At 68.8% G+C, this 20,349-nt stretch carries 16 protein-coding genes; 6 read left to right on the top strand and 10 right to left on the bottom strand.

The features are described from left to right. Positions 1–11 precede the first annotated feature (11 nt). Positions 12–929 carry a pseudouridine-5'-phosphate glycosidase gene (locus MOM01_RS20085; RefSeq protein WP_241387201.1) on the top strand — a complete coding sequence of 306 codons (918 nt, stop codon included), beginning with the start codon at positions 12–14 and terminating at the stop codon, positions 927–929. A gap of 8 nt (positions 930–937) precedes the next feature. Here MOM01_RS20085 and MOM01_RS20080 read toward each other — a convergent pair whose 3' ends face one another. Further along, a complete protein-coding gene (locus MOM01_RS20080; protein ID WP_241387200.1) occupies positions 938–1,603 on the bottom strand; it encodes an NUDIX hydrolase in 666 nt (221 codons plus the stop codon). A 62-nt stretch (positions 1,604–1,665) separates the two neighbouring features. Between MOM01_RS20080 and MOM01_RS20075 the strand changes: the two genes are divergently transcribed. Continuing rightward, positions 1,666–3,072 (top strand): ADP-ribosylglycohydrolase family protein, encoded by a 1,407-nt coding sequence (locus tag MOM01_RS20075; RefSeq protein WP_241387199.1) that lies wholly within the window; start codon positions 1,666–1,668, stop codon positions 3,070–3,072. 89 nt (positions 3,073–3,161) lie between these two features. Then, positions 3,162–4,322, top strand: a complete 1,161-nt coding sequence (locus MOM01_RS20070) for an iron-containing alcohol dehydrogenase (protein WP_241387198.1) — start codon at positions 3,162–3,164, stop codon at positions 4,320–4,322. Positions 4,323–4,329: 7 nt separating this feature from the next. On the opposite strand, the gene MOM01_RS20065 is transcribed toward MOM01_RS20070, so the two are convergent. After that, a complete protein-coding gene (locus MOM01_RS20065) occupies positions 4,330–4,524 on the bottom strand; it encodes a hypothetical protein (protein ID WP_241387197.1) in 195 nt (64 codons plus the stop codon). 192 nt (positions 4,525–4,716) lie between these two features. Here MOM01_RS20065 and MOM01_RS20060 point away from each other — a divergent pair, with 192 nt between their 5' ends. Next, positions 4,717–5,214: a beta-class carbonic anhydrase gene (locus MOM01_RS20060; RefSeq protein WP_241387196.1), complete on the top strand. Its 498-nt coding sequence runs from the start codon at positions 4,717–4,719 to the stop codon at positions 5,212–5,214. A 7-nt stretch (positions 5,215–5,221) separates the two neighbouring features. Here the strand turns inward: MOM01_RS20060 and MOM01_RS20055 are convergent, their stop codons facing one another. Together MOM01_RS20055 and MOM01_RS20050 are read right to left on the bottom strand one after the other, a co-directional pair. Then, complete coding sequence (locus tag MOM01_RS20055) at positions 5,222–6,010, bottom strand: PIG-L family deacetylase (RefSeq protein ID WP_241387195.1); 789 nt, start codon at positions 6,008–6,010, stop codon at positions 5,222–5,224. Positions 6,011–6,031: 21 nt separating this feature from the next. After that, positions 6,032–8,074: an elongation factor G-like protein EF-G2 gene (locus tag MOM01_RS20050; RefSeq protein ID WP_241387194.1), complete on the bottom strand. Its 2,043-nt coding sequence runs from the start codon at positions 8,072–8,074 to the stop codon at positions 6,032–6,034. Between the two features lie 100 nt (positions 8,075–8,174). Between MOM01_RS20050 and MOM01_RS20045 the strand changes: the two genes are divergently transcribed. Beyond that, a complete protein-coding gene (locus MOM01_RS20045) occupies positions 8,175–8,549 on the top strand; it encodes an ArsR/SmtB family transcription factor (protein WP_241387193.1) in 375 nt (124 codons plus the stop codon). A gap of 22 nt (positions 8,550–8,571) precedes the next feature. On the opposite strand, the gene MOM01_RS20040 is transcribed toward MOM01_RS20045, so the two are convergent. The 6 genes from MOM01_RS20040 to MOM01_RS20015 all read right to left on the bottom strand — a co-directional run bounded on the left by MOM01_RS20040 (position 8,572) and on the right by MOM01_RS20015 (position 18,556). Then, complete coding sequence (locus MOM01_RS20040; RefSeq protein WP_241387192.1) at positions 8,572–9,324, bottom strand: energy-coupling factor ABC transporter ATP-binding protein; 753 nt, start codon at positions 9,322–9,324, stop codon at positions 8,572–8,574. Then, the gene (gene cbiQ, locus MOM01_RS20035) at positions 9,321–10,079 is read right to left on the bottom strand and encodes a cobalt ECF transporter T component CbiQ (RefSeq protein WP_241387191.1); all 759 of its coding nucleotides are present in this window, start codon (positions 10,077–10,079) and stop codon (positions 9,321–9,323) included. Before cbiQ ends, MOM01_RS20040 begins: the two co-directional genes overlap by 4 nt. Next, a complete protein-coding gene (locus tag MOM01_RS20030; protein WP_241387190.1) occupies positions 10,076–10,444 on the bottom strand; it encodes a PDGLE domain-containing protein in 369 nt (122 codons plus the stop codon). Before MOM01_RS20030 ends, cbiQ begins: the two co-directional genes overlap by 4 nt. After that, positions 10,441–11,115 carry an energy-coupling factor ABC transporter permease gene (locus MOM01_RS20025; protein WP_241387228.1) on the bottom strand — a complete coding sequence of 225 codons (675 nt, stop codon included), beginning with the start codon at positions 11,113–11,115 and terminating at the stop codon, positions 10,441–10,443. Before MOM01_RS20025 ends, MOM01_RS20030 begins: the two co-directional genes overlap by 4 nt. Before the next feature lie 185 nt (positions 11,116–11,300). Next, positions 11,301–13,064: a sulfite reductase subunit alpha gene (locus MOM01_RS20020; protein ID WP_241387189.1), complete on the bottom strand. Its 1,764-nt coding sequence runs from the start codon at positions 13,062–13,064 to the stop codon at positions 11,301–11,303. Beyond that, positions 13,061–18,556 carry a glutamate synthase-related protein gene (locus tag MOM01_RS20015; RefSeq protein ID WP_241387188.1) on the bottom strand — a complete coding sequence of 1,832 codons (5,496 nt, stop codon included), beginning with the start codon at positions 18,554–18,556 and terminating at the stop codon, positions 13,061–13,063. The genes MOM01_RS20020 and MOM01_RS20015 overlap by 4 nt, the downstream gene beginning before the upstream one ends. Before the next feature lie 313 nt (positions 18,557–18,869). On the opposite strand from MOM01_RS20015, the gene MOM01_RS20010 reads away from it, so the two are divergent. Continuing rightward, complete coding sequence (locus MOM01_RS20010) at positions 18,870–20,294, top strand: aldehyde dehydrogenase family protein (protein WP_241387187.1); 1,425 nt, start codon at positions 18,870–18,872, stop codon at positions 20,292–20,294. Positions 20,295–20,349: the final 55 nt, after the last annotated feature.

Raw genomic sequence — 20,349 nt, 5'->3', positions numbered from 1 at the left:
TCGTCGGTCGCATGAGCGAACCGATCCGCGTCGCGGATTTCGTGAGCGAGGCGGTTGCGGCGCACCGGCCGGTGGTGGCACTCGAATCGACGATCTTCACGCACGGTCTCACCCGTCCGCGCAACATCGACGTCGCACTCGACGTCGAGCAGCGCCTGCGCGACTCCGGGGTGGTGCCCGCGACCATCGGCGTCATCGACGGGGTCCCGACCGTCGGCCTGTCCGAACAGCAGATCCGCATGCTCGGGGCCGAGGACTTCCCGGTGGTCAAGCTCGGCATCCGCGACCTGCCGGTCGCCGCGGCGAAGGGCGTGCACGGCGGGACGACGGTCTCGGCGACGGCACTGCTCGCGTATCGCGCCGGCATCTCCGTCTTCGCCACCGGCGGTCTCGGCGGAGTACACCGCGGAGCCACGTCGACCTTCGACGAGAGCGCCGATCTCGTTGCGCTGGCGTCGCTTCCGATCGTCGTGGTGAGCGGCGGTGTCAAGTCCATCCTCGACGTCCCGGCGACTCTCGAACGGCTCGAGACACTCGGGGTGATCGTGGTCGGTTACCGGACCACGCGATTCCCGGGTTTCTACGTCCGGGACAGCGGGTGCGTGGTCGACGATGTCGACTCGGCGGGGCAGGCGGCGGCGGTGGCACGGGCCCGCGACGGTCTCGGCCTGCGGTCGGCGGTGCTCGTCGCGAATCCGGTGGCGGCCGAGGACCAGATCGACCCGGAACTGCACGACCGGGTGCTCGCCGAGGCCGAAGACGCGGCGGCCGGAGCGGGGATGCGCGGCAAGGCCCTCACCCCTTTCCTCCTCGAGCACATGCACCGCGCGACGGAAGGTCGCACGCTCGACACGAATGTCGCGGTGTACCGGGGAAATGTGACGGTCGCGGCCGAGATCGCGCACGCGCTGGTGGTCCGGCAGCGGTGATCCGGCCGTTATTGCAGGAGGAATGCGGCGGTGGACGAGGGGAGGGGAGCGGCGCGGCGGCGGTAGATCTCCGCGGGCCGGCCCGTGCCTTCCCGTCGTAGCTCACCGGTGGGTTCGAGACCGTGCAGCAGGTGGCGGCGGAAGGTGTCCTTCGGGTAGCTCCGGTCGTAGATCACCTCGTAGAGGGTCCGCAGGTCGAGCACCGTGAAGCTCTCACCGGCGAACCCGCCGGGATCGACCTCGGCGGCACAGCGGCGACGCAGGTCGTCGACGGCGAACCGGACGATGTCCGCGTGGTCGAAGGCGAGATCGGCGGTCTCGGTGACGGGCACGAGCTGCGCGTCGGCAGGTATGTCGGCCGCGGGGACGGCCGCGCTGTGGGCCATCGACAGCACCCACCCGCGGTCGTCGCGCTCGGGATCGTCGAGCATCGCGAGCTGGTGGAACACCACATCGGTCAACCCTGCCTTGTCGCGCAGCGCGCGGGTCGCGGCGTCGGCGAGTCGCTCTCCGGGGTGCAGGAAGGTGCCCGGCAGTGCGTAACTGCCGTCGGGACGTTCGACGACCAGAACTTTCAGGACCTCGTCGACGGTGAGGACCGCGACGTCCACGGCGACCGAAGGCCGCGGGTAGTCGGTGAGCGATTTTCCTGTCGAGTCGGTGGGTGTGCCCATGGTGGACATTCAATCATTGATGCGCTAATTTTAGCGCAACATTGATCGAATAAGGATGGGGTATGAGGCTCACCGCAGTACAGAACGACAGGGCCGCCGGCGTCCTGCTCGCTACCGCAGCCGGCGACGCGCTCGGGGCCGGATACGAATTCACCTATCCGGCAGCAGATGCGAAGATCGACATGATCGGCGGTGGTCTCGGTCCGTTCGCTCCCGGCGAGTGGACCGACGACACGTCCATGGCCCTGGCCATCGCCGAGATCTCCGCGACCGGCGCGGACATCGGGCGAGGCGCCGGCCTCGACGCGGTCGCGGCGCAGTTCCGCCACTGGTACGGCACCGACCCGAAGGACATCGGCAACCAGACGAGAGCCGTCCTCCGCGCGGCAGGAACCACCGCAACCGCGATGCAGGCGCGTGCCCGCAGCCTTCCGGGCCGCACAGGCGGTAACGGTTCGCTCATGCGCACCGCCCCCGTCGGCCTGGCGTATCTCGAAGACGCCGAGCGGTGTCTCGCCGCGGCCCACGAGATCAGCACCCTCACACACGCCGACGAGCAGGCCTCCGAGGCGTGCCGGGTGTGGTCGTTCGCCGTTCGGCACGCCGTCCTGCACGGAACCTTCGACGGGGTGCGTGTGTCCCTGCGGCACCTGTCGCCACCTGCTGCGCAGCGGTGGGCGGCCCTGCTCGACGAGGCCGAGACCGCGACGAATGCGCGTGTGTTCGACAAGAACGGCTGGGTGGTCCACGCCCTGCAGGCGGCCTGGTGGGCGATCACGCACGCGCGTGCCGACGGGCCCGGGCACCTGCAGGAAGCGCTCGAACTCGCCGTGCGGGCCGGCAACGACACCGACACCGTCGCCGCGATCGCGGGCGGACTGCTGGGGGCGCGCTGGGGCGCGTCCGCGGTGCCGGCGCGGTGGCGTCGCATGCTGCACGGCTGGCCGGGATACCGCTCCCGCGATCTCGTCCGGCTCGGACTGCACACCGCCTGGGGTGGGAGCGACGACGACCGGGGCTGGCCCACAGCACCGGAGGTGGACTATTCCCGCTACCGCACCGATCGGCGCGCGACCCACCCGCACGACGAGGGCGTGGTTCTCGGCGGCGCCGAGCTGCTCCGCGCTCCGGGTTTCGACGCCGTGGTGAGTCTGTGCCGGGTCGGACCGGCCCCGCATGCGGCCGAGCACGTCGAATTCTGGATGGTCGACGCCGACCACAGCCGGAACCAGCACCTGGTGTTCACGATCGACGACGCGGCCCGCACCGTCCGGGCGCTGCGCGGCGAGGGGAAGACCGTGGCGGTGCACTGCGTGGAAGGCGTGAGCCGTACCCCGTCCGTCGCGGCCCGGTACTCGATGCTGCTCGGCCGCGACCCGGGCGACGTGTTGCGCGTGATGCCCTGGGCCGAGCCTCGGCCCGCGCTGTGGTGGGCGGCCACCGAAGGCCGGCCGGCCGCCTGCACCTGACACGCCACGACACTCTCCGGATGCGTCCACCGGCAAGCGCGATGGGGTAGACACGAGCCGTCGACCGGATATTCGAGAAGGGACCGGACGTGGCTGCATCCATCGCACTTCCACGCATCATGCGCATCGGCGGGGGCGCCGTCGACGAGATCGGTGAGGTGGTCGCCGGTCTCGGACTCGCACGGCCCCTCGTGGTGACCGACCGGTTCCTCGTCGGGACCGGGGCAGTGGAGCGGATGGTTGCGCAGCTCGGCGCTGCCGGACTCGAACCCGCGGTCTTCGCCGACACCGTTCCCGATCCCACCACGGCATCGCTCGAGGCCGGGATCGCGGCCGTCGCCGAGCACGACGCCGACTGCGTGATCGGCTTCGGCGGGGGAAGTCCGATGGACACGGCGAAGGCACTGGGCCTGCTCGCCCTCCAGGGCGGGCACATGCGCGACTACAAGGCGCCGCGCGACAACACCGGCCCGGCATTACCGGTGATCGCCGTACCCACCACGGCAGGAAGCGGTTCGGAAGCAACACAGTTCACGGTCATCAGTGACAGCGACACCGACGAGAAGATGCTGTGCCCGGGTCTCGCCTTCCTGCCGATCGCGGCGATCGTGGACTACCGGCTCACCGTGACGATGCCGCCGCGGCTGACCGCGGACACCGGGGTCGATGCGCTCACCCACGCCGTCGAGGCCTACGTCAGCAGGAAAGCGAACCCGTTCTCCGACAGCCTCGCGCTCGTCGCGATCGGCACGATCGGGCGGGTACTCCGCCGCGTCTATGCCGACGGGCAGGACCTCGAGGCACGCGAACAGATGATGCTCGCGGCCACGCAGGCCGGCATCGCGTTCTCCAATTCCAGCGTCGCGCTCGTACACGGCATGAGCAGGCCGATCGGAGCGCACTTCCACGTCGCGCACGGATTGTCGAACGCGATGCTGTTCCCGGCGGTCACCGAATTCTCGGTGAGAGCCGCCGAATCTCGCTATGCGGACTGTTCCCGTGCCCTCGGCGCGGCCACCGCGGAGGCCTCCGACGCGACGGCTGCCGCCGATCTGGTCACCGCGCTGACCGAATTGTGCAGGGATGTCGAGGTGCCGACACCGAAGTCGTACGGCATCGACAGGCGGGTATGGGACGAGCGAATCGCCGTCATGGCGGAGCAGGCCCTCGCGTCGGGATCTCCGAACAACAACCCGAGGGTGCCCACCGCCGACGAGATCCGCGAACTCTACGGCCGGATCTACGGCTGACGGCCACTCATTCCGGGGCCTGATCGTCGGGCTCGACCTTCTCGGTTCTCACCCGGTCGGAAATGCTGCCGGGGGCACCCTCCTGCTCGCGCTCGTTCTCGACCTTCTGTTCGAGCTTGTCGACGAGGTTCTTGATCTTCTGACCTGTGAGGTCGTCGTTGTCCTCGGGGCGACCGGAGCCGCGCTTGGGAGCGTTGTCCATTCGACATCCGTCCTTCGTTCGTAGGTGCAGGTGAGCGTTACCCGGGCTCCGGAGCGGTCAAACGGCGACCGGGCCACCCCGCAGGCCGTCCCGCGGCCCCGACGTTTCCGCTCGCCTCGAGCATCACCCTGTACGGGGAGGGCGATCCGCGCGATCATCGAGGCGGCGTGTCCGACGACGAAGGGGACGAGGGTGACCGTCACCGATGATTTCCTCCGCAACAACGAGGCGTACGCGGCCGGTTTCTCCGGTCCGCTGCCGTTGCCCCCGAGCAAGCACATCGCGATCGTGGCCTGCATGGATGCCCGCCTCGACGTGTACCGGGCGCTCGGAATCGAGGAGGGCCAGGCGCACGTGATCCGCAATGCGGGCGGCGCCGTGACCGACGATGTGATCCGCTCGCTGACGATCAGCCAGCGGCTGCTCGGCACCACCGAGATCGTGCTGATCCACCACACCGACTGCGGGATGCTCACGTTCACCGACGACGAATTCACCCGTGCGGTCGAGGAGGACACCGGTATCCGTCCGCCGTGGGCACCGGACTCCTTCCGTGACCCCGCTGCGGACGTACGCCAGTCGCTACGACGCGTCGAGGCCAGTCCGTTCGTCACCGCGACCACCTCGCTGCGGGGGTTCGTCTTCGACGTGGCCACCGGCAGGCTCGAGGAAGTCGAGCGGGACACCTGAGGTTCGCTCAGTTCGTCCCGGTAGCTCGGAGCGGAAGTGCGGTCTCCTCGAGGCCGGGTGCACCGCCGCGCCTTCGGAACCACTCGGTTCCGAAGGCGGCCTGCAGTTGTTCTCCGGGCATGGCCAGCATCGGACCGAAATCACCGATCTGCGACTCGTAGCCGATCATCGCCGCGCGCTTGGCGCCCAGCGCCGCCGAGACATCCACTGCGGTGGTCAGTTCCGACTCCGGCAGCCCGAAGGTCTCGAGGTCCGGCGGACGCACGTCCGGGGCCTCCGGCAGCGCCGCGAACAACCGGACGAGGTGGTCCCGGTTCGGGGAGGCCTCGTAGACGGCGTCGTGCCCGGTCGCTCGTTCGGCGTGCACCCCGACCCGGTGGACCTGGATGTGGTCGGGATGGCCGTAACCACCGTGCGCGTCGTAGATCGTGATCACGTCGGCGCGCTCCTGCTCGATCACGGCGGCCAGTCGCGCACCCGCCTCGGCCTGGTCGGCGTTCGCGAACGCCGCCGGATCGTGGTTGCCGGAGGTGCCGGCCATGCCCGAATCGCCGTAGCCGAGGGTGACCACCCTCGAAGCACCCAGCACCCCCGCGGAATGCTCGAGTTCCTTCCGTCGTCGCGCGGCGAGGGATTCACCGGGGGCGAGCAACCCGTCCGGGCATTCACCGCGGGCACCGTCGGTGGCGACGACGAGCACGACACGGTGCCCTGCATCGGCTGCCCGGCGCATCACGCCGCCGGTGAGGAAGACCTCGTCGTCGGGATGCGCGTGGAAGCACAGGAGAACGCTCATGCCTGCATGCTGACACAGGAACTAGTTCGTCTCCGCGTAGCGGGCGGCGAGAGCCTCGGGCATGGGCTCGTGCCGGAGATAGCCGCGGGCGAACTCGGCGGTGCCCTGCGTGATAGACCGCAACTCCACCGGATACCGCCCGAGTTCGAGTTCGGGGACTTCCGCTCGCAACAGCGCGATTCCCGGCTCCGGCGATTCGGTGCCGAGTACCCTGCCGCGTCTCGCGGACAGATCGCCCAGAACCGCGCCGAGGAACTCCTCGGGCACGATCACCCGCACGGCCGCGACGGGTTCGAGGACGCGCACGGTGCTGTGTGCGGCGGCATCCCGCAGGGCGAGCCCGGCCGCGGCCTGGAAGGCGGCATCGGAGGAATCCACCGAGTGGGCCTTCCCGTCGACCAGTGTGACCTGCACGTCGACGAGCGGATATCCCGTCTTCACGCCCTTCCCGGCCTGGGCGTGGACGCCCTTCTCGACCGACGGGATGAACTGACGCGGCACCGCACCGCCGACGACCTTCTCGGTGAAGACGACACCACTGCCCACCGGAAGCGGTTCGACCTCGACGTCCACGACGGCGTACTGTCCGTGTCCGCCCGACTGTTTGACGAGCCGGCCGTGCCCCTTCGCCGGGGCGGCGAAGGTCTCGCGCAGCGGCACGCGGTGTTCGACGGGATCGACCTGCACTCCGTGCCGTGTACGCAATCGTTCGAGGACCAGTTCGGCGTGCGCCTCGCCGGTGCACCACAGCACGAGCTGGTGCGTGTCGGGATTCTGCTCGACGCGCAGCGCCGGATCCTCCGCTTCCAGCCGGGACAGGGCCTGCGACAGCTTGTCGTCGTCGGTGCGTGTATGCCCTTCGATCGCAACGGGAAGCAGCGGTGCCGGGGTCGGCCATGCATCGAGGGAGACCGGATGGTCCGGGTCGTGCAGCACGTCGCCGGGCTGAGCGGTGGCCAGCTTCCCGACCGACACGAGGTCTCCCGCGACAGCTTCTCCCACAGGCCGTTGTTGCTTGCCGAACGGGCTGGTCAAGGCGGGGATGCGTTCACGGCTGTCGCGGTCGCCGCCGGTCAGCGCGACGACCGTGTCGGGGCGGAGGGTGCCCGAGTACATCCGCACCAGGCTGATCCGGCCGACATAGGAGTCGCCGGCGACGCGCACGACCTGCCCCGCGAGCGGCCCCTCCGGGTCGCACGGCGGTGCCCCGCGCAGACGGTGCGTCGGCGCCGGAAAACCGGTGGTGATCAGCTCGAGCAGTTCGACGGCGCCGATGCCGGTCTCGTCCGCGGGTACGGCCGGGTGCAGGGTGCACGCGAGGATCTCCCGGGTGAGTCCTTCCTCCAGGGATTCGGGGTCGAGTTGCTCGCCCGCGACGAACCGTTCCATGAGCGTGTCGTCCTGACCCGAGATCGCTTCGACGAGGCTCTCCCGTGCCTGTGCCGACACCGGGGACGGTCCCGGCTCGCCGTAGTGGCGACCGGTGAGCAGGCCCATCGAACCGACGGGACGGTCGCCGTCGTAGACGGGATAGAACAGGGCCCGCAGCGTGTCGGGGCCGAGACCGAAGGCGTCGTGGCATTCGGTGAGCATCTCGTCGTAACTGCGCCGTGCGATGTCGAGCTTGTTCACCACGATCGCCCGGGGGATGTTCTCCTCGTCGCACTCACGCCACAGCGCGCGCGTCGCCGCGGTGATGGGGTCGGTGGCGGAGACGACGAAGACCGCGGCGTCGGCGGCGTGGAGTCCGGCGCGGACCTCCGCGTCGAAATCGGGATGCCCGGGGGTGTCGACGATATTGATCTTCACGCCCTTCCATTCGACGGGCACCACGGCGAGCTGTACCGAACGGTGATGGCTCTGTTCGATCTCCTCGTAGTCGGACACCGTCGTACCGTCGGCGACCCTGCCTGCCCGGCCCACCGCGCCGGCGGCGACCGCCAGGGACTCGGCCAGGGTGGTCTTGCCGGCACCGCCGGAGCCCACGAGTGCGACGTTGCGGATCCGGTCGGGACTGTCTGCGGTGGGTGCCTGTCGGCTGCGTGCTGCGGTGCGATCGGCCATCGACCTGCTCCTCGACTGTGCCCGTCCGGGGGTACGGGGCAGGTCCACAGTCTAGTGAATGATCCGTCGGCACAGGGCGTGTTGTTCGTACACTCGTGGCATGACCGGTGACGCGGAATTCGATTCCGAAGGTGTACGCCGAGCGACACTCGCGCTCCGGACACCGGATATCGATCGATGGGCGGATCGATTCGAGTTGCTCTCCGACGTGAACCGGCTACGGCTGCTGCTGTGCCTGCATCACGCTCCGGGCATCTGCGTCACGGACCTCGCTATTGCGCTCGGTATGACCGGCACCGCCGTCTCCCACGCGCTGCGTCTGCTACGGGGCCGCGGATGGGTGACGGCGGAACGGGAAGGCCGCATGGTGCGTTACCGGCTGGCCGACGCGACCGTGCACGAACTCCTGCATTCCATCGGCGCGACACACGAACACGCAGGCCACTCTCATTCGCAGGTGAAGTCGCCGGACTGAAACCGAACCGGCGACACGACCCTCACCGGGGTGTCGTGGACGCCGGGGTGAAGCCCCACGGCAATTCGAGTCGGTGCCGGGCGAGCAACTCGGAGTCCGCCAGGATCGTGGAGATCGGACCGTCCGCGACCACCCGGCCCTCGTCGAGGATCACCGCCCGGGAACACAACTGGGCGGCGTACGGCAGGTCGTGGGTCACCACCAGCATCGTGGCGGTGAGCCGCAACAGCACCTCCGCGAGTTCCCGTCGCGAGACGGGGTCGAGGTCGTTGGACGGTTCGTCGAGGACGAGTACACCGGGAAGACACGACAGGGCCGTGGCCAGAGCCACGCGTCGGCGTTGTCCGGCCGACAGGTGCATGGTCGTGCGGTCGGCGTGTTCGGTCATCGCCACGGCGTCGAGCGCGGAACGCACCCGGTGGCCGAGTTCCGGTTCGGACACCCCGAAATTCGCGGGACCGAACGCGACATCCTGCGTCACGGTGGGCATGAACAGTTGGTCGTCCGGATCCTGGAAGACGAGCCCGACCCGGCTGCGGATCTCCCGCACGGTGCTCCGGTCGACGACGGTGCCGTCGATCCGCACACTGCCGGAGGTGGGGGAGAGCACCCCGTTCAGGTGCAGCATCAAGGTGGTCTTCCCGGAACCGTTCGGGCCCAGGACCGCCACGCGCTCACCGGCAGGCACGTGCAGGTCGATTCCGCGCAGCGCATGCCGGCCGTCGGGGTAGACGTACCGCACCGCGGAGAGTTCGACGCTCGCAGGACCGCTCATACCGTGCTCCACGCAGCGGCGCACACCGCGGCGGCGAGCACGGCAGGGGTCAGTCCTTGCATCCAGGCGGTCGCGCCGGCCGCAGCGCCCGTGGTGGGCACGGAGCCGGTGAACCCTCGCGAGAGCATCGCCGAGTGGACCCGTTCACCTCGTTCGTAGGCTCGGACGAACAGCACCCCCACCCCGCGCGCGGTCGCTCCGATCCTCGACAGCATCCTCGGATCGTCACCCCGTGAGCGACGCGCGACATCCATGCGTCTCGCCTCGTCGGTGAGCAGCCCCACGTAGCGGAGCATGAGCAGGACCACCGTGGTGACCAGCGACGGCACGCGCAGTCTCGTGAGGCCACCGGGAAGATCCTGTACCGGCGTGGTGGCGGCCAGCACCAGGGAGGCCAGGACGCCGAGGGTGCCCTTGACCAGGATTCCCCACGCCGCGTACAGGCCGGGAACCGACAGCGACAGTCCGAGCACCTCCACCCGCGATCCGGACTCGGCGAACGGCAGGAGCACCGCGAGCGCGACGAAGGGCACCTCGATCGACAGCCGGGGCAGGAGCCACGACAACCGGATCCGTGCGGCAGCACAGACCGCGACGACGATCGAGAAGTAGAGCGCGAATGCCCAGAGCACCTCGCGAGGGGTGGCCACCACCGCGAACGTGAAGGCGATCGCCGCCACGATCTTCACCTCGGCGGGAAGCCTGCGGGCGGGAAGCCGTGCCGGGGCCGAGACCTGCTCGAGGACCGCGCTCACGGTCCGCCCTCCTCGGGTGCCGGGTCGCGGGTCGGTGCCCGCCGGCGCCGCGCGAGCAACCGGAACATTCCGATCGCGACCGCCAGGGTCATGAGGGCGCCGACCACACCGGCGATGCCGGTCGATCCGTCACGGTCGCCGACGCTGTAGTCGGCCAGCGGGCTCGTGGCGAACGCGTGGTCCTCCGCGACGGCAGCGGGGCAGTCCCCGGCTATGACGTCCTCTCCCTCGTTCTGCACGACCTCGCATCCGCGGGTGGTCGCCGCTTCGAGTCCGTCCGGGTCCGGATCCGCGAGATAGGACATCAGGCCCGCGATCAGCAGGACCGCGATCCCCAGGACGACGAGGATTCTGGACGTTCTCATATCGTGCTCGGCTCGGTCTGCCGCAGTGGACGGAGGAGGAAGACGAGGTCGGGGCGTGCCCGGGCCACCGCCATCACCGTGGCCGCGGTGATCACGCCTTCGCCGATACCGATGAGGAGGTGGACTCCGAGCATGAACGGGGCGATGGTGCCGAGCGAGCCGGCCGTGCCGCCCAGTGCGTACTCGACGAGGAAGGCACTCGCCGCCACGACCGTCGCGCCTGCGGCCGCCACGAACGAGACGGCCCCGAGCGGAGCGAGACCCCGATAGCGCCGCAGCACGGGTCGCAGTGCCACTGCGATGCCGTAACCTGCCGCGACGCCCACGAGTGCCAGATTGGTGATGTTGGCGCCGAGCGCACTCAGGCCGCCGTCCGCGAACAGAAGTGCCTGCACGACGAGCACGACCGTCAGGCAGATCACCGCTGTCGCCGGGCCGACCAGGATGGCGGCGAGCGCTCCGCCGAGGACATGGCCGCTGACACCGGGCAGGACCGGGAAGTTGATCATCTGGAGGGCGAAGACGAACGCGGCGACGAGGCCGGCCAGGGGCGCGGTGCGATCGTCGAGTTCTCTCCGGGCGCGGGGCAGAGCCACAGCCAGTCCGGCCGCGGCGATCACGAACAGGACCACCGACGCGGGGATATCGATGAGGCCGTCACTCATGTGCATTGCCGAAACGTCCACGGGGACTACCCTTCGACGTGGAGTGCTTGTCCGGCACACTACCTGATCGTCTGAACAGTCACGCAGTATTCGGGAGGCCGGATCAGCGTGAATTCCGTTTCAAGATCATCGAATTCGGCCGCGGCGCTCGACGCGCGCGAGCGCCGGGGACGCCCGCCCCGGCGCCTCGATCAGTACACGTCGCGTACGTACCGCTTCTCGCGCTTGAGTGCGGTGACGTACTCGGCGGCCCCATCCTCGTTCAGTCCGCCGTGCTCGGCGACGATCTCGTGCAACGCGCGGTCGACGTCCTTCGCCATTCGCGAGGCGTCGCCGCAGATGTAGAAGTGGCCGCCGTCCTCGAGCCAGGCGAACAGTTCCGCGCCGTTCTCCTTCATCCGGGTCTGGACGTAGATCTTCTCCGACTGGTCGCGGGAGAACGCCAGGTCGAGACGGGTGAGCACACCCGAGTCGACGAACTCGGCCAGTTCGTTCTCGTAGATGAAGTCGCAACTGCGCTTCTGGTCGCCGAAGAACAGCCAGTTCCTGCCCGTCGCCCCGCGGGCGCTGCGTTCCTGCAGGAACCCCCGGAACGGCGCGATGCCCGTGCCGGGGCCCACCATGATCATCGGTGCGGTGTCGTCGGCGGGGACGCGGAAGGCCTTGTTCTTCGACACGAAGATCCCGACCGTGCTCTCGCCCACGCGATCGGCGAGGAAGGTCGAGCACACACCTCGCCGCTCGCGACCGTCGGTGCCGTAGCGCACCGCCGCGACCGTCAGGTGCACGGAACCCTCGCACGCCTTCGGGCTCGACGAGATCGAGTAGGCGCGGTGCTGGAGCGGACGCAGCAGCGCGAGGAACTGCTCGGCCGACAGTTCGGGTGCGGGATCGAGCAGCAGCACATCGAGAATGTCGCGGCCCCACAACCATTCGTCGAGCGCGGCCTTGTCTCCGTGTCGCAGCACGTAGGTGAGTTCCTCGTTGCCCGTGTGCTTCTCGATCTCCTCGAGCAGGTCGACGGACGGCGCGGTGATCTCGTAGTTGTAGGTGAGCAGGTGCCCGAGGGTCTCGTCGTGCCCCTCGGGTACCACCGCGCCGTCGAGACCCAGCCGGGTGAGGATCGCCTCGACGAGTTCGGAGTCGTTGACGGGCACGACGTTCAGTGCATCACCGGCCTCGTATTCGAGACCGGAATCCGCCAGCGCGAATTCGTAGTGGCGGATCTCCTTGGCCGAATGCTCGCCGGACAGCAGGACGTTCGATGTCAGGGTCGCGGGGTAGGGATTCTTGCGGGTCCACTGCGACTTCGCCCGGGCCGGTGCCGCCGGTGCGGGCGGGGCGGGAGTGCCGTCGCCCACGATCCCCTCGACCGCGGCGACGAGCGGCAGCGTTTCGGCGATCCACGCCGCGGCGAGCTCCTCGAACTCGACATCGCAGTCCACCCGCGGCACGATGCGCTGCGCACCGAGCTGCTCGAGGCGCATGTCGATGAGCTTGCCGGCTTGGCAGAAACCGTCGTAGCCGGTGTCGCCGAGGGCGAGCACCGCGAAGTGCATGCTCTCGAGGCGCGGGGCGCCCTCGGCCGACAGGGCTTCCCAGAACAACTCGGCGTTGTCGGGCATCTCGCCCTCGCCGTAGGTGGACGTGACGATCAGGACCTGACCCAGGCCGGCGAACCGGTCGAGGTCCATGTCGTCGAGGGCGCACACGACCGGTGCGAAACCCTGGGCGCGGGCCGCGGCGGCAGCATCCTCGGCCACGGCTTCGGCATTGCCGGTCTGCGAGCCGTACAGCACGTGCAGAGCGGGTGCCGAACCGGTGGTCCCGGCATCGTCGGCGGGACCACCGGAGAACAGGCGGGTCTGCATCCCGGCGACGAAGCCGGAGAGCCACGACCGCTGATCCGCGGTGAACGGAGCATCGAGGGGAATGAACGGGCTGGTGGTGGTCACGCGGAGGCTCCCATCGTGGACGCGAGAACGCTCGGCACGGCGTTGCGCGCGAACAGTTCTTCGTAACCGGGCAGGCGACCTGCGGCGTCGAGATTCTTGCGGCTCTGCAAGAGGATCCAGCCGTAGGTACCGGGCGCATCGACCGAGCGGACGTTGCGCAGGGCCAGGGCCTGTTTGTAGTCGTTCAGGCGCTTGTCGGCGACCAGCGCCGCGAGCTGCTCGTCGGTGTGATCGGCGATCGCGGCGAGGGCGTACCGCTCGAGTTTGGCGACGAGGAAGAAGTCCTCGGTGAGCAGCAGGTTGCGGGCAGCCTTCTGCACCGCGGGATCGGAGACGTCGGTGGCCCCGGGGACCTTCTGCAGCGCCATCTCCTGCGCAGCGGCGAGCACCGTGTAGTTGTTGAGCAGCGCGTACATCGCCTCGGTGTCGGCGCCACCGGGGGTCACCCCACCTGCGACGGGCGCACCGGAGCGGTAGCTCTCCTTGAACTTGCGCACCTGATGGCCGACGAGCGCGGAGGCCACCTCGGAGGCGAGGTCCTTGCGGGAGGCCGCGGCGAGGATCTCGTCGGCGTCCTGGTACTGCAGCAGCGCACGCGGCATGCCGTACGCGAAGTGATGCTGCTCGACCTGCCAGTTGTCCAGCAGGAACCGGGCTTTCGCCGAACCGGTCGCCTCGACGTGCAGGTGCAGCAACCGCAACACCGCGGCGTTGTGGATCGCGGCCTGCGGATCGTCGCCGGTGATCGAGCCGAGCACGATCGAGTCGGCGCTGGCCTTACGGGGGAGCAGACCCTCGGGGTCGTACTGGTAGACGAATCCACCCGACATGCCGTTGCCGAAGCCCTTGCCGAACTCGCCGATGTTGAGCACCGCACCGTTGGTCATGTACTCGCAGGCGAACTCGCCGACACCCTCGACGACCGCCATGGCACCGGAATTGCGCACCGCGAACCGGTCGCCGGCCTCGCCCTCGACGAACAGACGTCCACCGGTCGCACCGAAGAGCGCGAAGTTGCCGATGAGGACGTTGCCACCCCTGCGGTCGCTTCCGCCGCCGGGCGAACGCAGCACGATCTGCCCGCCGCACTGGCCCTTGCCGACGCCGTCGTTGGCGGTACCGGTGTGCTCGATGTGCATGCCGTCGTTGCAGAACGCCCCGAAGGACAGGCCGGCCGAGCCGGAGGTGGTGATCGTGACGGTGCCGTCGCGCAGCCAGCGGCGTCCCCGCTCGTCGGTGAGCGCGGAGGGCAGCTCACCGAGCTGTTCGTGGTTGAGCATGCGTTCGATGTCGATCGCGAGCTGCGCGCCGACACTCTTGTCGTTGTTCGTCAGGCGCACACCGTTCCCGAGCGAGACGGTGAGTTCCCGCGCGTCGACCAGGGCCTCGCGGAGCCGGAGCACCCACTCGTCGTCGCGTGAGTAGTCCTTCTCCATGTAGACGGGGTTGTCGATGTGCACCTCGGGCAGCACCGCGAGCATCGCGCGCAGGTCCAGCCGTCCGACGCTCGACGGATGGTCGAGCAGGTGCAGCAGGTCGGCGCGACCGCGCGCATCGCGCAGCGACCGCAGACCGAGGCGGGCGAGCAGCTCACGAGTTTCGTGCGCGATGTTGAGGAGATATTGCGCCATCGCCCGAGGATCACCGTCGAACACTTCGGGATTCGTGGTCAGGCCGGCGGGGCACTTGACGTTGCAGTTCTTGGCCATGACACAACCGAGCATCATCAGCGCGGTGGTGCCGAACTCGAAGCTGTCGGCGCCGAGCAGCGCGGAGACGATGACGTCCGAGGCCGTCTGGTGTGCGCCCGAACAGCGCAACACGACCTTCTCACGCAGCCCGTTGGCCGTCAGGGCCTGGTGGACCTCGGCCACGCCGATCTCGGCGGAGCGGCCCGCGTACTTGAGCGAGGTCACCGAGGCTGCGCCCGTGCCGCCGGTGTTGCCGGCGACGTTGATGACATCGGCACCCGCTTTTGCGACACCCACCGCGATCGTGCCGATGCCCTCGGACGAGACGAGCTTGACGATCACCCGCACCCGCGCCGCCTTGGCGTCGTGGATGAGCTGGGCGAGGTCCTCGATCGAATAGGTGTCGTGGTGGGGCGGCGGCGAGACCAGTTCGACGCCGGGGGTCGCACCGCGCGCGGCGGCGATCTCCACGGTGACCTTCTTGGCGGGCAGCTGACCGCCCTCGCCGGGCTTGGCGCCCTGCGCGATCTTGATCTCGATCTCCTCGAGCATCGGATCGGCGAGGTAACCCGCCCACACACCGAAGCGGCCCGAGGCGAACTGCTTGATGCGCGACCCGCGGATCGTGCCGTAGCGGGAGATGTGCTCTCCGCCCTCGCCGCAGTTCGACATGCCGCCGACCATGTTCGTGCCGTGGGCGACCGCCTCGTGCGCATTGGAGTTGAGCGCACCGTGGCTCATCGCACCGGACGCCAGCGCCGGGGTGATCTCGTGGGCCGGCTGCACCTGGTCGAGGCGCACGCTCAGCGGAGCCTGCCGGACCTGCTGGAGATACTGCGCGGCGTGACCGATCGCGTGCACGGTCAGGGTGTCGCCGTAGCAGCGGTAGGAGACCACCGCGTCGCCGAAACGCGCGACGAGCGACGCCGCGAGCGCGTCGGGCCGACGGTGATCGTCCGCGAGCGGACCGGTCAGCCGCAGGACGAACTCGCTCTCACCGACCCGCGCGGCGGAGACCCCTCGCACGAGCATCGAGTTGTTGCCGAACCGCGCGAAGCGACCCATCTCCTTGGTGAAGTCCTCTGCGGTGACGGCGTAGGTGACATCGGCGGGCAACGCCAGCACGTCACGCAGAGCGGCAGGGCGCTGCGCACGCTCGTCGGCGATGGTGCGGGCGAAGGCTCGGTAGCCCGGCGTGATCTCGAAGGAGTCGATCTCCCCGGGTGTGAGCGCGCGGAATCCGCCGTAGCGGTAGGCCGCGTCGTCGAGGCCGTGTGCGTCGGACAGCCGGTGCAGCGGCAGCAGGCGCAGGGCATCGGTCAGATCGGGCTCGGCCTCCCGCCCGGCCGGCAGCGTGACGGGCTCTTCGGTCATGTCGACGAAGCCGCGCACCGCGGTCGTGCCGAACGAGTGCCCGGCACCCTCGGCACGCTCCTTGAACAGGCCGAGCAGCGGGACGTCCTTCTCCGTCTCGACGGTCAGGGCGCGACGGTGCCAGTCGGCGACGGCCTGCGCGACCGTCTCGAAACCGACACCACCGACCGGCGACTTCACGTTGGGGAACCAGCGTGCGAGTACCTCGTCGCTCGTGTCGAGATAGCTCGGCTCGAAGAACTCACCGCCGATGTAGGACTCGACGGTGCACAGGCCGACGCGCCCCATCGTCTTCATGAGCGACTTCTCGGCCGCCTTGCGGAACTTCAGGAATGCGGTGTCGGCGTCGTCACCGAACTTCTCCTCGGCGCGCATCTGCACCGTGAGCGGATACACCGCGGCAGCACCGAAACCGAGGGTCGCGGCGATGTGGTGCGACGAGAACAGCTGTCCGGATTCGACGATGACGGACACGCGCAGGCGCAGTCCCTCGTCGATCAGCCGCTGATTGACCGCGGCGACGGTGAGCACCATCGGCAACCCGGCACGGTCGGTGGACACGTGCCGGTCGGTGAGCACGGCGATGCCCCCCGGCTCGCGGGCGAAACCGGCGATGCTCTCGGCCACGCCGTCGATCGCGGCTGCGAGTGCGGCCGCGTTGGCCTTCGGATCGTCGAAGACGGGGGAGTACAGCATCTCGAAGCGGCGAACCGGTGTGTCGGCCTGCTCGCGGATACGCAGCATGTCGAGATGCGTGAGGATCGGTGTGGGTACCACGATCTGGGTCGCCGAGGAGGTGGGAGCTCCGCTGCCGGGGCGTGCGCCGAGTGCGACGCGCAAGGTCATGCCGTCGGCCTCGCGGATCGAATCCAGCGACGGGTTGGTGACCTGAGCGAAACGCTGCGAGAAGTACTTGGCCACACCGCCTTCCTGATCCGACAGGGCGTTGATGGCATTGCCGTAGCCCATCGCGGAGATGCGCTCCTGGCCGGAGGCGAGCATCGGATCGAGCATGAACCGGAAGGACTCCTGGTTGATGCTGTAGGACACGTAGCGCTGGTAGCGCCCGAGATCTCCGTTGTAGCGCAGCGGGGATCCGGCCTGTTCGGCGGGAACCTCGGGCAGCGCATCGAGATCGCGACGGGCCTCGTCGACGAGCGATGCGTAATCGCGCTGGGCAGCAAGGAGTTCCAGCGCCTCGTCGGTCCGGTAGGAGCGTCGCGTGCGGTGATCGAAGTACAGCATGCCGCCGGCCTCGATGCGCCCGCGGCGTAACACTGTCTCGGGGGCGAAGTCGAACTGGCCGGCCTCGGAGGTGACGGCGAGATACTCCTCGGTCTCCACGGTGCGCAACGGACGCAGGCCGAGGCGGTCGAGGCGGGCGCCGACGACGGTGCCGTTGCCGAAGATCAGGGCCGCGGGGCCGTCGTTCTTCTCCTCGTACAGCGAGAAGAACTCGAGCATGGCGCGGACCTGCGGCGACAGTTCGGTGTCGTTCTCCCAGGCCGGCGGCATCATCTGCACGACGGCGGTGACCAGGTCGAGGTCGTTGTGGGCGATGCGCGCGGCGAGGGTCTGGTCGAATCGGCAGCTGTCGGACTGTCCCGGCGGGCGGATGATGTCGCGGCCCATCGCCCGGGCGAGAGCGCCTTCGAACAACCGGTTCTTGCGATCGGTGTTGAGCTCACCGTTGTGCGCCATGAGGCGGAACGGCTGGGCCATCGTCGGGTGTGGGTCGGTGTTCGTCGAGAAGCGGGTGTGGAAGAACAGCGTATGCACCGCGTGCCGAGGATCGGTGAGGTCGCGGAAATAAGGGATGACCTCGTGAGAGTTCAAGCGGTTCTTGAGAACCTGAGTGCGTGCGCTGAGGGAGAGGGGGTAGAGCCCTCCGAGAGCGGGTTCGGTGTAGGCGCGGGCCTCGACCTCGAGGAGCACCTCGTGCAGGAGGCGGTCGAATTCGTCGACGGACTCGCACGAGTCCGGCCGCGTGAAGATCCACTGCCGGATCGGCAGCTGGTATTTCAGTGCGGCGGAACGCAACACGCTGTCGTCGACGGGCACATCGCGCACCGCGAGCACGGTGACGCCGGCCCGTCGAAGTGCCGACGAGACGAGTTCCCCGGCCTCGGCGTGTGCCGCGGGCTCGTCGGGGAGGAAGAAGTTGCCGACACCGAAGGTCCCTGCCTGCAAGGTCGTTCCGGTGATCTCCGAGAAGAAGGCGACGGACAGATCCACGTTGATGCCGGCTCCGTCGCCGACGCCCTCGGCGGACATGCCGCCACGGTGCGGCACGACGCACAGTGCTTCGTGGCCGCGGGTGAGCACGTCGTGGGTCTGCACCCCGTCCTTGCGGGTGATGAAACCGACACCACAACTGCTCTTGTCCAGCGTGATGTCGTACAGGCCGGTGTCACTGGCGTGCGTCACGGACGTCCTCCTCGGGCATCGAAGTCGGCGTCGGCCGGCAGTGACGATGCGAAGGGGGAACGCGTGGGAAAGCGCAGCTCCTGTGGGCGCATAGACGTGTGCCGGAGACGGTGGTGATGAATGCAGACGTCTTTGTCCGAATGCGCCGTGCGTTGCGACGGTGGAGCGCGCGAGCAGCAAGGGCAAGTGTAGCGCACGTGTTAACTCCGGTGACGGCGGTGTGGATCACAGCTCACCGGGAGTCGACGCGTCATCGAGGTGTGGTCTTCGTTACTCTCGCGCGCAAGGGTGTTCTACGAGCAGGGAGACCGAGATGACGGACATTCTCGACCGCGCGAAGATCTACATCGACGGGCAATGGGTCGATTCCGACGGCACCGGCCGGATCGAGGTCGTGAACCCGGCGACCGAGGAGGTCATCGCCGTGGTGGCCGAAGGGGTCGCCTCCGATGTCGACCGCGCGGTCGCCGCGGCGAAGACCGCCTTTCCCGCCTGGTCCGCGCTCAGCGGTGCCGCGCGCGCCGCCTACCTCGAAAAGGTCTCGGCCCTCGCGAACGAGCGGGCCGACGAACTCACGGCGGTCGTCTCGCAGGACATGGGGATGCCCGCGCACTTCGCACGCGTCATCCAGATCGGGATGCCGTTGAAGAACATCGCGGCCTACGCGTCGCTGGCCGGCACGTACGACTTCGACGGCCAGGAGATCGGCAACGCCCTGGTCGTCCGCGAGCCGATCGGGGTCGTGGGGGCGATCACTCCCTGGAACTACCCGCTGCACCAGGTGGTGCTGAAGGTGTTCGCCGCCCTCGCGGCGGGGTGCACCGTGGTGCTCAAGCCCACCGAAGTCGCGCCGCTGGTGACCTACGCGCTCATCGACATCGTGGACGAGGCCGGGCTGCCGCCGGGCGTGCTCAACGTCGTCAGCGGTTACGGACCCGTCGTGGGCGAGGCCGTCGCGGCCCACCCGGATGTCGACATGGTCTCGTTCACCGGATCCACGCGCGCCGGCAAGCGGGTCGCGGTGGTCGCCGCGGAGACCGTGAAGAAGGTCGCGCTCGAACTCGGCGGCAAGTCGGCCAACATCATTCTCGACGACGCGGATCTCGCGGCCGCGGTGACCGAGGGCGTCGGCAAGTGCTTCCTCAATTCCGGTCAGACGTGCACCGCGCTGACGCGCATGCTGGTCCCGGCCGAGCGTCTGCCGGAGGCCGCTGCCATCGCCGAGCAGGTCGCGCAGGCGTACACGGTCGGTCTGCCGAACGATCCGTCGTCGAAGCTCGGTCCTCTGGTCAGCGGCGCGCAGCAGGGCCGGGTGAAGTCGTACATCGACAAGGGAGTGGAGGAAGGCGCCGAACTCGTGCTCGACGGCCGCCGCACCGGGTTCGAGAAGGGCTACTTCGTCGGCCCCACGGTCTTCACGAACGTCACCCCGGAGATGACGATCGCGCGTGAGGAGATCTTCGGGCCGGTGCTGTCGATCATGGGCTACCAGGACGAGGACGACGCCGTGCGCATCGCCAACGACAGTGACTACGGCCTGTCCGGTGGCGTATGGTCGGCCGACCCCGCGCGCGCCGAGGCCGTGGCCCGACGCATGCGTACCGGCCAGGTCTACATCAACGGCGGAGCCTTCAACACCGACGCGCCCTTCGGTGGGTACAAGCAGTCGGGTATCGGTCGCGAAGCAGGTGTATTCGGCCTCGAAGAGTTCCTCGAGATCAAGTCCGTCCTGCGCTGAGGCGGGACGTTTCGTCCCGGTGCCGACAGACGACGACGGCCCCCGCACGTGTGCG

The organism is Rhodococcus sp. CH91 (assembly GCF_022554085.1).
GTDB lineage: Bacteria > Actinomycetota > Actinomycetes > Mycobacteriales > Mycobacteriaceae > Rhodococcus.
Note: the sequence above shows the minus strand (reverse complement) of the source record. Positions and strands in the feature narration are given on the sequence as shown.